Below are 11,339 nucleotides of genomic sequence, written 5' to 3' on the forward strand. Positions count from 1 at the left end.
AGGCCGACAACCCCCTGCCCCCTCCTTTGCTCTGCACCCTCATGCGCACCGGTCACGGCCGGTCACGGCCGGTCACGGCTCGTAGCCGTCGCATCCGCGGGTGCAGAGCAAAGGAGTCAGTTTGCGGGGGTGAGGCGGGCCGCTACCTCCGAGCGGCGGGGCGGGTCGGCACCCCGACGGCCGCAGGTCAGCGCGGCCACAGTAGCGGCCTGCCGGAGCACCGCACCCCACTGTTGCCGGGTCACCGCGGCGAGCCGGTCGGCAGGGCGGTCACCGAGCGCGTCGAGGTCGGCCAGCGCGGCCAGCAGGCCACCGGTGAACGAGTCGCCGGCACCGACGGTGTCGACCACCGTGGTGCGGACCGCCGGCTCCTCGTGCAGCGAGCCGTCCGGCGCGAGCAGCCAGGCGCCGTCCCCGCCCCGGGTCACCACGGCGCAGGACACGCCGGCCGTCCGCCATTCGGTCATCACGTCGGCCACCGAACGGTCCGGGTAGAGCCAGGCCAGGTCCTCGTCGCTGGCCTTCACCAGGTGCGCGAGGCGAATCTGCCGGCGTACCCGCTCCTGCTCCGCCGCCCGATCGGTGACGATGCTCGGGCGCAGGTTGAGGTCGATGGAGACGGTGAGCCCGTCGCGCCGGCGTTCCCGGGCGAGCAGGCCCTCCAGGGCGTCCGCGCCGGGTGCCAACGCGAGCGCGAGGGATCCGGTGTGCAGCGCGATCGTCGGTGAACCGGCCAGCTCGGGCAGCTCCTGCGGCGTCCACTGCCAGTCGGCCGCACCGGCCAGCCGGAACTCGTAGCTGGCCTGCCCGGCGGCGTTCAGGGTGGCCACCGCCACCGACGTGGGCTCCTCGGCGCGTACCGCCCACTCCAGGTCCACCCGGTTGGCGCTCAGATGCTCGACGAGTTGCCGACCGTACTCGTCGCTGGCGAGTCGGGCCAGCAGCCGTACCGGCTGGTCGAGCCGGGCCAGGGTGACCGCGACGTTCGCCGGGGAGCCGCCGGGCACGGCCCGCTGCCCCTCGGCGGTGACGACGAGGTCGATCAGCGCCTCACCCGCGACGACGATCACGCGGTCACCTCCCCCGGTGCGAGCGGGCCGGGGCCGCCGAGCCCGTCGGCCGCGCGGGACAGCAGGACCGCCTGGTAGGCGTGGTAGACGTCCGGTCGGCCGTGCCAGACGGTGTCGGAGGGCAGGTTCTGCGCGTCCAACTCGTGCCGCCATCCGGTCTGATCGATGAGACTGCGACGGGCGTACGCCCAGAAGACCCGGTACCAGTCGAGGTAGACCGTGTCCCCGGTGCGGCGGTGCAGGGTGATCGCCGCACCGATGGCCTCGGCGAGAACCCAGTGCATCCGCGAGCGCACCACCGGCCGGTCGTCCCAGTCGATGGTGTAGACGAAGCCGTCCGCGCCGTCGACCGCCCAGCCGCGACGCACGGCGGCGGCGAACAGGGCGCGGGCGTCGGCGAGCAGCCAGCGGGGTGGCTGCGGCAGCACCGCCTCCAACTCCAGCAGCAGCCGGGCCCACTCCAGCCAGTGCCCGATCGTGGAGCCGTACGGCCGGAACGGGTCGGCGGGCTGGTCCCGGTTGTAGTCGGGCAGCGGCGTCCAGTCGGTGGTGAAGTGCTCGGGCAGCCGCCAGTCGTGTCGGGCCGCCTCACCGTGCACGAGGTGGGTGGCGATCCGCAGGGCCCGGTCGGCCCAGCTCGCGTCGCCGGTGGCGGCGGCAGCGGCGAGGAAAGCCTCGACCATGTGCATGCTGCTGTTGGCGCCCCGGTAGTCCTCGGTGACCGTCCAGTCCCGGTTCCACGATTCGCGGACGGCGCCGGCGTCGTCGTCCCAGAACCGGTCCCGCACGACGGTGAGCACGTCGGCGAGCAGCCGGTCCGCGCCGGACCGTCCGGCGCGCGCGGCGCTGGAGGCGGCGAGCAGGACGAACGCGTGGTCGTAGCCGGCCTTGCGGTCGTTGACGGGCGCTCCCTGCTGGTCCACCGCGCCGAACCAGCCGCCGTACTGGTCGTCGCGCAGCAGCGTGCTGAGCGCGGCGATCCCGTGGTCCACCAGGGCGGCGGCGTCCGGGTCGCCGTTACGGTGGGCGAGGGCGGCCACGTGGGTCATCCGGCAGGTGATCCAGGTCTGGATCGGTTCGCCGCGATCCGGGGTGCGGTCGTCGGTGAGCCACCAGAAACCGCCCTCAGGCCGGACCGAGCGGCGGGCGGTGTCGAGCAGCGTCCGGGTCTGGTCGACGAGGAACTCGTCCAGATCGGGCAGGTCTGGTGACCCCGCCGGAGCAGGGGTCGTTACAGCGTCGGATCGGGGCACGTCGGTCATCTCAGCTGGTCACCGTCGGGTAGGAAAGGGACATACGGCCAGGATCGGCGACGGACCGGGTCCGCGCCGCAAAACCGCCAACGGTACGCCACGAATCGACTGGCCAGGGTCGGCGCGCGGCGGGAGGTTTATCCTCCCATTTGCCCGTTGACATCGTTGTCACCGCTCAACCCTGCTCCGGCAGCCGGCCGACTGTCAATTCCGGCTGCGTCACACCGCCGCGGGGCAGCTCCGGTCAGTAGTAGTCGTCGATCGGCTGGCGTGCCTCATCGAACAACGCCGGCCCCTCATAGCGGACCGGAGGCAGCGGCGGGGTGGCCGGCTTGACCTCCTCGAACTGCTCGGTGGACAGCGCGTACACCACCCGCCCGAGGCCGGACCGGTCGATCGCCGTCGCACACATCGCGCAGGGCTGACAACTGGTGAACATGGTGGTGCCGGCGGCTACCTCGGGGGCAAGTTCCCGAGCCGCCCACCGGGCCAGCTTCAACTCCGGATGAGCGCTGATGTCCGCGTCGGAGACCACTGTGTTGTGGTCCTCGATCAGGACGACGCCGGCCGCGTCGACCAGCAACGAGCCGAACGGCCGTTCGCCGGAAGCTCCCGCCCGCCTGGCGATTTCCACGGCGTGGCGGAGAAACTTCTCGTCGTCGGGGGTCATCGGTCCTCCTGGGTTGCGTGATGTGCGGCCACTGCCGCAAGGGTCCGCCAGGCGCGTTCGGGCTGGCGGATCTCGGTCAGGTCGCCGTTGAACGGGTCCAGCACCACCGTCTCCGCGCCGAGCGCACGTAGCTTGTCCAGGTCGGCGACGATCTGATCGATGGTGCCGGCACCGGCGAGCCGGTCCGGGTAGGTGATCGGTTCTCGGGTCTCCTGGAGCGCGATCCGCGGCACCACCGCGGGCACCGGGCGACCCAACTCGTCGGCGATGTCCGTCAGTCGTCCGACCGCCTCGGCCAACCGTCCCGGCCTGACCCGCAGCGGGTGCCAGGCGTCACCGAGCAGTACCGCGCGGCGCATGCCGGCCTCGCTGTTGCCGCCGACCCAGATCGGGATCGCCGCCGTGTCGTAGTCGTCGGTGTCCTGCCAGGCCTCGCGCATGGTGTGCAGGTACTCGTCGGTCAGCGCGCCGCGCTGCCGGAACGGCACGCCGAGCGCCTCGAACTCCTGCCGGGCCCAGCCGACGCCGACACCGAGGACGAGCCGGCCGCCGCTGAGCCGGTTGAGGTTCGCCGCCATCCGGGCGGTGAGCAGCGGGTGCCGGTACGGAACGATGAGCACCGTGGTGCCCAGCCGAACCCGGCTGGTCACCCCGGCCAGCCAGGACAGCGTGGTGAACGGCTCGTAGAACGGCGCCGGATACTGCTCGGCCACGTCCGGGGTCACCACGACGTGGTCGGAGACCATCAACAGGTCGAAGCCGAGACCCTCCACCGTCTGCGCCCACCGACGCAGCACGTCGGGGTCGGTACCCGGGGCGAAGTTCGGTACGTTCACACCAATCTGCACCCGTCCACGCTAGCCACTGTGGACCGATGTGTGAACGCCCGTGGCCGGGCTGAATCACCTGGCAGCCGGCACGAATCGCCGCACGACTCAGGAGCACCGGATGGATCTGCCCGAGGGACTCGACTGGGTACGCGGAACATCGTCGGGTCGCGCCTGGCTGGCCGCACTCCCGACGTGGCTGAACGAGTGCGCCGAGCGCTGGTCGCTGCGGGTCGGGCCGCCCTTCCGGCAGGCGTACGCGTCACTGGCACTCCCGGCCCACCTGCCCGACGGCACTGCGGCGGTGCTGAAGCTGCAGTACCCCGACGAGGAGAGCCGGTACGAGGCCGATGCCTTGGCCCACTGGGACGGCCACGGGGCGATCCGTCTGCTCACCCACGACCCCGGGCGGCGTGCCCTGCTGCTCGAACGCTGCCAGCCCGGCACCCCCCTGCACGATCTTTCGCCGGACCGGGCCCTGGACGTGGTGGTCGGACTGCTCCCCCGGCTCTGGCGACCGGCCGGCGCGCCGTTCACCCCGCTGGCGCAGGAGGCCGCCGGTTGGATCGACCGGATGCCCCGGTCCTGGGAACGGGCCGGTCGGCCGTACGAGCGGCGGTTGCTGGACGCGGCGCTCGACCTGCTCACCGGCCTGGCGTCGAGCCAGGGCGAGCAGGTGCTGGTCAACCAGGACCTGCACGCCGGCAACATCCTCGCCGCCGACGCGCTCGCCGCCGGCCGAGGGCCGTGGTTGGCGATCGACCCGAAGCCGCTCATCGGGGAACGGGAGTTCTCGGTCGTGCCGATGGTGCGCGGCCCGGAGTTGGGCCACTCACCGGCCGCCGTCCGGCATCGACTGCACCGGCTCAGCACCGAACTGGGCCTGGACCGGGAACGGGTCCGGGGTTGGACGGTCGGGCACACGCTGTCCTGGAGCCTCGCCGACGACACCGTCTTCCCCGAGAAGATCGAGGTGGTCCGCTGGCTGCTCGACACCGACTGAGGCCGGGCTCGGCGATCACGGGGGCGGCGCTACCCGACCCAGCCCCGCGATCTTGCACTTTCTGTCCCGACCTACGGCGCATATCCGCCCATGTCGACAACAGAAACTGCAAGATCGGCGCCGGTGTGGGGCGGGGCGGGTTAGGTGGTCTGGCAGGTGGGGCACCAGTAGAGGTTGCGGGCGGCCAGTTCGCCGCGGCTGACCTCGGTGCCGCAGACGTGGCAGGGTGCTCCCGGGCGGCGGTAGACGTACACCTCGCCGCCGTGCCGGTCCACCCGCGCCGGCCGGCCCATCGCCTCCGGCAGGTGCGCGTCGCGGACCGTGTCGATCCGGCCGTGCTCGACCGCGAGCCGCATCAAGCCGACCAGGTCGACCCAGAGCGCGTCCCAGCCGGTCCTGGTCAACTGTCGGCCCGGCATCGTCGGCGGCAGTCCCGCCCGGAACAGCGCCTCGGTCACGAAGATCAAACCGGTGCCGGCCACCACCGACTGGTCCAGCAGGAGCGCGGCGAGAGGGGTGCGGCTGCGGGCGATCCGGGCGTACGCCCGCTCCGGGTCGGCGTCGGCGCGCAACGGATCCGGCCCGAGTCGGTCCCGCAGCGCGGCCACCTCGGGTGGGGTGAGCAGCTCACAGGCCGTCGGCCCACGCAGGTCGAGCCAGTGCCGGTCGCTGGCCAGCCGTAGTCGCACCTGCCCGACCGGCTCCGGCGGCTCCCCCGGTCCGTCGGTGAACTTGCCGTACAACCCGAGGTGTACGTGCAACGTCAGCTCGCCGGCGTAGTGGTGCAGCAGGTGCTTCCCGTACGCCTCGGTGCCCTCCAGCACGGTCCCGGAGAGCCGGGCGGCGCCCTCGGCGAAGCGGCCCTGCGGGCTGGCGGCGTGCAGCTTGTCCCCGGCGAACAGCTCGGCGTGCCGGGCCGCCAGGCGATGGATCGTGTGTCCCTCTGGCACAGGTGCCAAGGATAGCCAGCCCCGCCCGACCGGACCGCGCTGATCGGCTCGGGCCCGCCGCCGCCCGATCAACCCGGTCCCCGCCGCGTTGATCGACCCGGGTTTCAGGAAACCAGGGTGTCCACGGAGACGGGACACCGCGACTTCCAGGCAACCGAGTCGACGACGGCCAACCGGGCCGGTCAAGGCCGTCTCAGCGTCCGTACCCAGGATTGGTGTCAGGAAACGCCCAGGTGGGTATTTGAGGGGCGACACCGCGTGGGTGCCACCCTTTCCGTCGGCCACCACGCATTCATCAGGAGGTGTGTAGTGGTCAGGATTCCTTCGCTGTCCCGCCGGTCCGAGCCGGCACCGACGCGGGACGAGAACCTCGACGGCCGCGTGGACGGCCGTGACGCCCCGGTCACCGAGACCGGGCAGTCCGACGACGGCGTCGGTCGCCCGGTGGTCACCGACCGGGACGCCGACCAGACGACGTACCGCAGCGCCGGCGCGACCGACAGCCAGACCAGCGAGGCCGAGCGGCGGGCCAACGAGCGGGCGGCGGTGGCCCGAGCCGCCACCGCGCGACCGGCGGAGACCGAGCCCCGCGGCACCGCCCGCCCGGTCGCACCCGAGCCCGTGAACGGCACGACCCGCCCCGTCGCACCCGAGCCGGTGACCGGCACGACCAGCCCGGTCACACCCGAGCCCCGCACGGCCCGCACGGTGGAAACCGACTCCCGGCCCACCGTCGCCCCGGCCACGGCGCGCACCGCCGAGCGGGGCGCCGACCCCGACAGCACCACCCGTCGGCCCGACTCCACCGATCGGGTCACCACGGACCGCCCGGTCGACCCGACGCCGGGCGTGAGCACGCCCGAGCCGCCGGTGACGCGTGGCCCGAAGCCGCGGGCCAGCCTGCTCGCCACCCTCGGCCTGATCGTCTCGGTCGCCGGCGCGATGTTCGTGCTGACCGGGACCCTGGCCGGGTACGGCATCGGGCTCGGCGCATTCGGTGCGGTGCTCGCGGTGCTCGGCCTGATGGCCACCCGTCGTCGGCACGTCGCCGGCAAGACCGACGCGCTCTTCGGCGTGCTGATCGGGCTGGCCGCGGTCGTGATCGGGGTGCTCGCGATGACCGGGCAGTTCGACTGGCCGACCACCGACGGCGACTGGGTGCCGCGCTTCCGAGAGTGGCTTGACTCACAGTTTGTGGATCGTTTCTAGCGGGCACTGTTCCGCTCGCCGGTGATGCACCGGCGAACAGCCGGCGGTTCGCCGGCAGCCCGATCAGTCCGGTGGTTCACCGGCCGGGCGACACCCTTTCAGGGGCGGCGGTTCGCCGCCCCTGAAGTGTTTCCAGGGTTCGACGGTTCCTTCCGGTCCAGGTCGCCGAGCGGCGATCTCGTGCGTCCCCGCAGCCGGGAGAACCACATACAACACCCTTTGCTCTGCATACCTATATGCGCCACGGGGCGTCCGTCCGGCAGGCGACCGTCGCGCGGCGCCGAAAAGTGGCCGGCGGATCCGGTACTCGTCGGTGCGGGTGGCCCGGTCTGGTGGTGCACATAGGGCAGCAGAGCAAAGGCTGCGAGCGAGCCCGCCGGCTCCCGGGCCCCGGCTCTCGGCCCACAGCTCTCGGCCACCGGCCCACCGGCCACCGGCGCCTCCACGCTCCAACGCAACGATTCGTTTCAGATGGCCCGCTACACGCAACGAATCTCCGGTCTGCGCAACTCTCGGTGGTGGATCCTGCCGCTGACGCCGCATACCGTTGAGCAACGGCGCCAGCCCGTGGGCCACGGTGGCCGGGCGCGCCCGACCCCTGGGAGCAGGACAATGACGATGGACGCCACCAGCCAGCGCCTGTTGATGTGCCGGCCGACGTACTTCGCCGTCGATTACGCGATCAACCCCTGGATGGACCCGAGCGCGCCGGTCGACGCCGCACTGGCCGTCCGGCAGTGGGAGCAGCTGCGCCAGACGTACCTTGACCTGGGCCACACCGTCGAGGAGATCACTCCGGTGCCCGGCCTGCCCGACATGGTCTTCGCCGCCAACGGCGGCACCGTGATCGACGGCAAGGCGATGGCCGTGCAGTTCCGCGACCCGCAGCGCGCCGACGAGGCGCCCGCGTACCGGGCCTGGTTCGAGGCCGCCGGCTTCCAGATGTACGACCCGAAGCACGTCAACGAGGGCGAGGGCGACGTCCTGCTGGCCGGTGACCACCTGCTCGCCGGCACCGGCTTCCGCACGGCGCACGCCGCACACGCCCAGTTGCAGGAGGTCTTCGGCTACCCGGTGATCACCGTGCAACTGGTCGACCCACGCTTCTACCACCTGGACACCGCGTTGACAGTGCTCGACGAGCGGACCGTGGCGTACCTGCCGGAGGCGTTCTCCCCGGGCAGCCAGGCCGTGCTGCGCCGGCTGTTCCCCGACGCGGTGCACGCCACCATGGCCGATTCCGAGGTGCTGGGGCTGAACGCGGTCAGCGACGGGCGGCACGTGGTGCTGCCCGCGCAGGCCACCGACCTGGCCGCCAAGCTGCGCGACCGGGGCTACGAGACCATCGGGATCGACCTGTCCGAGCTACGTAAGGCCGGCGGCGGACCGAAGTGCTGCACGCTGCGACTCCGTCAGGGAAAGGCAAGCAAGTGATAGTGGATGACAAGCTGCGTACGCCGGGAGCGGTCCGGGACGCCGAGCGCTGGACCGCGCACAACTACCACCCGCTGCCGGTGGTGATCTCGTCCGCCGAGGGCGCCTGGCTCACCGATGTGGACGGCCGCCGCTACCTGGACTGCCTGGCCGGCTACTCCGCGCTGAACTTCGGCCACCGGCACCCGCAGCTGATCGCCGCCGCGCACGCCCAACTGGACCGGCTGACGCTGACCAGCCGGGCGTTCATCCACGACCAGTTCGCCGACTTCTGCCGGGAACTGGCCGAGCTGTGCGGCAAGGACCTCGTGCTGCCGATGAACACCGGCGCCGAGGCGGTGGAGACCGGGATCAAGGTGGCCCGCAAGTGGGGCTACCAGGTCAAGGGCGTGGCCGCCGGGCAGGCCAACATCGTGGTCGCCGAGGGCAACTTCCACGGCCGGACCACCACCATCGTGAGCTTCTCCACCGACGAGGACGCCCGCGCCGACTTCGGGCCGTACACCCCGGGGTTCACTGTCGTGCCGTACGGCGACCTGGCCGCGCTGACCGCCGCGATCGACGAGAACACAGTGGCCGTGCTGCTGGAGCCGATCCAGGGTGAGCAGGGTGTGGTGGTGCCGCCGGAGGGCTACCTGCCGGGCGTACGCCAGGTCTGCACCGAGCGCAACGTGCTGTTCATCGCCGACGAGATCCAGTCGGGTCTGGGGCGTACCGGCGCGACCTTCGCCTGCGACCACGAGGGCGTCGTGCCGGACATGTACCTGCTCGGCAAGGCGCTCGGCGGCGGCATCGTGCCGGTGTCCGCGGTGGCTGCGAACGCCGACGTGCTCGGCGTGCTCAAGCCCGGTCAGCACGGCTCCACCTTCGGCGGCAACCCGCTCGCCTGCGCGGTGGCGATCGAGGTGGTCCGGCTGCTGGCCACCGGCGAGTTCCAGCGCCGCTCGGCCGAGCTGGGTGAGCGGCTGCGGGCCGGCCTGGAAGGGCTGCTCGGCAAGGGGCTGGTCGGGGTACGCGTCCGTGGCCTGTGGGCCGGTCTGGACATCGACCCGGCGCTGATGAGCGGTCGGGAGGCGTGTGAGCGGCTTGCCGCGCGCGGAATCCTCGCCAAGGACACCCACGGCTCCACCATCCGGCTCGCCCCGCCGCTGGTGATCACCGAGGAGGAGATCGACCTGGCGGTGACCCAGCTGGCCGAGGTGCTGGCCGGCTGACCCAGGACCGTGGTGAAAGGCGGGCGTCGGGGTTCCGGCGCCCGCCTTTCGCATCAGGGGCGGGGCAGGCGCATGGCCATCGTCGGGGCCTCGGCCATCACCGAGGTGGGGGTGAACGGGGCACCGGTGGGCAACTCCTCGGCCCGACCGATCTGCACCCCCGGGTACAGCTCCACCATGTCGTTCTCACCCAGCACCCGGGACTGCTGCGGCGCCAGCGGGATCCGGTCGGACTCGGTCATCGAACCGGCCGGGCGGATGCCGGAGCCGTTGGTGCTGACGTCGGTCACGATGACCTCGCCGACCCGCAGCTCGAAGCGGACGTGACCACGGCTGATCCACCGGCGGGCCTCGTCGTTGAGCCACTGCCCGAGCATGATCCCGCCGTCCTGCTCGGGAGCCCGGCCGGCCACGATCGGCTGCTCCTCGCTGAGCACGAACCGCCGTCGGACCAGGCCACCGACGCGCACCGCGAGCACCTCGGTACGCGGACGCGGGCCGGCGTCACCGAGCCGTACGCCGTGCCGGGGGCAGGTGGGCACGCCGGCCCGCAGCGCGGGCGGCGGCTGCGCTGCGGGGCTGCGGTCGGCACCCCCGGCCAGGTCGGCGAACGCGCCGCCCCCACCACCGCCGCCGAACAGCGCGCAGCCCGACTCCGGGCAGCGCCACTGGCGGGCCAGCAGCTTGACGCCGGTCGGCGACCGCTTGCCGGCCACCGGCGAGTGCCCGCCACCGACGTGCGCGATGAACACCGGCCCGCCGGCACCCGGCACTGGTGCGACCACCCGACCGGGCTGCTCGACCAGCCACGGGAACCGACCGCGCAACCCGTCGAAGCGGACCCGGCTGAGCACCGGCAGACCGAGCAGGTCAGCGACCTCCAACATCCGGTCACCCGGGTTGTCAAGCACCTCGACGAGCCCGTCGTCGGCCCAGCGGCGGACGACCATCCGCTCGTTCGAGGTGAGGTCGGCGTCGGAGAGCAACGCCCGGTGCACCACCGCGTAGACCTGGACGCTGTCCTCCTCCAGCTCGCGGGAGAGCGCGTCGATGACCATGCCGAGGCGTAGCAGGCTGGCCGGTCGGCCACCGTCGATGTCCTGGTAGCGGATCACTTCGGCCAGGTCGACCACGGCTCGGGCCAGTGACGGGTCCGTGCAGACCCGACCCTCGATGGCATCCAGAACCTTGCTGATCTCGAATCTCATGCCGCACTCCGGACGATGTCGTCAATTCGCCGGGCCAGCTCGACGTCCCGGTGGGTGACCCCGCCGGCCGAGTGCGTGACACAGCGGAAGGTCAGGGTCCGCCATCGGATGTCGATGTCGGGATGGTGGTCGAGCTCCTCGGCCACCGTCGCCACCCGGTCCACCACCGCGATGGCCGCCGGGAAACTGCCGAGCTGGACGTCACGACCGATGCCGGTCGGGTCACCCGACCAGTCGGGCAACCGGCTCAGCTCTTCTCGCACCGCGTCCGCGGTGAGCAGGTCTGCCATGACCAGACCCTACCGGTGGGGCGGCTGGCTGACCGGACGCGCCACCGGCGGTGGCGGTGGCGGAGCGAACTGCCAGGAACGCGACGGCGGGGCGGCATCGTCAGAATGCCCCCCGCCGAAAAAAATAGTTTCACCCGCGCAACGGGCCTGGGCTTCAGCCGCCCAGCGGCCCGCCCACCACGGTCAGGTGACACAGCCCCCAAACGGAAAA

11 protein-coding genes are annotated in these 11,339 nt (G+C 72.1%); 4 read left to right on the forward strand and 7 right to left on the reverse strand.

Annotated features, from left to right (window positions below):
• Positions 1–116 precede the first annotated feature (116 nt).
• The 4 genes from ABZ794_RS31140 to ABZ794_RS31155 all read right to left on the reverse strand — a co-directional run bounded on the left by ABZ794_RS31140 (position 117) and on the right by ABZ794_RS31155 (position 3,841).
• The gene (locus ABZ794_RS31140; RefSeq protein ID WP_357518914.1) at positions 117–1,070 is read right to left on the reverse strand and encodes a carbohydrate kinase; all 954 of its coding nucleotides are present in this window, start codon (positions 1,068–1,070) and stop codon (positions 117–119) included.
• Positions 1,067–2,332, reverse strand: coding sequence for an AGE family epimerase/isomerase (locus ABZ794_RS31145; protein WP_357518916.1), 1,266 nt, complete (start codon positions 2,330–2,332; stop codon positions 1,067–1,069). Before ABZ794_RS31145 ends, ABZ794_RS31140 begins: the two co-directional genes overlap by 4 nt.
• Positions 2,333–2,567: 235 nt before the next feature.
• A complete protein-coding gene (locus ABZ794_RS31150; protein ID WP_210785366.1) occupies positions 2,568–2,993 on the reverse strand; it encodes a nucleoside deaminase in 426 nt (141 codons plus the stop codon).
• Entirely contained in the window at positions 2,990–3,841 is an 852-nt protein-coding gene (locus ABZ794_RS31155; protein WP_357518918.1) for an LLM class flavin-dependent oxidoreductase, read from the reverse strand. The genes ABZ794_RS31150 and ABZ794_RS31155 overlap by 4 nt, the downstream gene beginning before the upstream one ends.
• 100 nt (positions 3,842–3,941) lie before the next feature.
• On the opposite strand from ABZ794_RS31155, the gene ABZ794_RS31160 reads away from it, so the two are divergent.
• Complete coding sequence (locus ABZ794_RS31160) at positions 3,942–4,823, forward strand: aminoglycoside phosphotransferase family protein (RefSeq protein ID WP_357518920.1); 882 nt, start codon at positions 3,942–3,944, stop codon at positions 4,821–4,823.
• Between the two features lie 140 nt (positions 4,824–4,963).
• Here the strand turns inward: ABZ794_RS31160 and ABZ794_RS31165 are convergent, their stop codons facing one another.
• Complete coding sequence (locus ABZ794_RS31165) at positions 4,964–5,773, reverse strand: Fpg/Nei family DNA glycosylase (protein ID WP_210785369.1); 810 nt, start codon at positions 5,771–5,773, stop codon at positions 4,964–4,966.
• 309 nt (positions 5,774–6,082) lie between these two features.
• Between ABZ794_RS31165 and ABZ794_RS31170 the strand changes: the two genes are divergently transcribed.
• The 3 genes from ABZ794_RS31170 (at position 6,083) to rocD (ending at position 9,630) form a co-directional block, all read left to right on the forward strand.
• Entirely contained in the window at positions 6,083–6,982 is a 900-nt protein-coding gene (locus ABZ794_RS31170; protein ID WP_307850606.1) for a thrombospondin, read from the forward strand.
• Between the two features lie 618 nt (positions 6,983–7,600).
• The gene (ddaH, locus tag ABZ794_RS31175; RefSeq protein ID WP_357518925.1) at positions 7,601–8,416 is read left to right on the forward strand and encodes a dimethylargininase; all 816 of its coding nucleotides are present in this window, start codon (positions 7,601–7,603) and stop codon (positions 8,414–8,416) included.
• A complete protein-coding gene (gene rocD / locus ABZ794_RS31180) occupies positions 8,416–9,630 on the forward strand; it encodes an ornithine--oxo-acid transaminase (RefSeq protein WP_357518927.1) in 1,215 nt (404 codons plus the stop codon). Before ddaH ends, rocD begins: the two co-directional genes overlap by 1 nt.
• Before the next feature lie 53 nt (positions 9,631–9,683).
• On the opposite strand, the gene ABZ794_RS31185 is transcribed toward rocD, so the two are convergent.
• Both ABZ794_RS31185 and ABZ794_RS31190 read right to left on the reverse strand, forming a co-directional pair.
• On the reverse strand, positions 9,684–10,838 hold the full coding sequence (locus tag ABZ794_RS31185; protein ID WP_210785370.1) for an FHA domain-containing protein: 1,155 nt from the start codon (positions 10,836–10,838) through the stop codon (positions 9,684–9,686).
• Entirely contained in the window at positions 10,835–11,128 is a 294-nt protein-coding gene (locus ABZ794_RS31190) for a 4a-hydroxytetrahydrobiopterin dehydratase (protein WP_357518923.1), read from the reverse strand. The genes ABZ794_RS31185 and ABZ794_RS31190 overlap by 4 nt, the downstream gene beginning before the upstream one ends.
• Positions 11,129–11,339: the final 211 nt, after the last annotated feature.

It is taken from the genome of Micromonospora sp. NPDC047187, assembly GCF_040643355.1.
Classification (GTDB): domain Bacteria; phylum Actinomycetota; class Actinomycetes; order Mycobacteriales; family Micromonosporaceae; genus Micromonospora; species Micromonospora salmantinae.

What these genes read in the sequence shown, in the direction of transcription:
- ABZ794_RS31160 (WP_357518920.1), top strand. Translation starts at nt 3,942, where the DNA reads ATGGATCTGCCCGAGGGACTCGACTGGGTACGCGGAACATCGTCGGGT.
- ABZ794_RS31190 (WP_357518923.1), bottom strand. Translation starts at nt 11,128, where the DNA reads ATGGCAGACCTGCTCACCGCGGACGCGGTGCGAGAAGAGCTGAGCCGG.
- ABZ794_RS31185 (WP_210785370.1), bottom strand. Translation starts at nt 10,838, where the DNA reads ATGAGATTCGAGATCAGCAAGGTTCTGGATGCCATCGAGGGTCGGGTC.
- ddaH (WP_357518925.1), top strand. Translation starts at nt 7,601, where the DNA reads ATGGACGCCACCAGCCAGCGCCTGTTGATGTGCCGGCCGACGTACTTC.
- ABZ794_RS31150 (WP_210785366.1), bottom strand. Translation starts at nt 2,993, where the DNA reads ATGACCCCCGACGACGAGAAGTTTCTCCGCCACGCCGTGGAAATCGCC.
- ABZ794_RS31145 (WP_357518916.1), bottom strand. Translation starts at nt 2,332, where the DNA reads ATGACCGACGTGCCCCGATCCGACGCTGTAACGACCCCTGCTCCGGCG.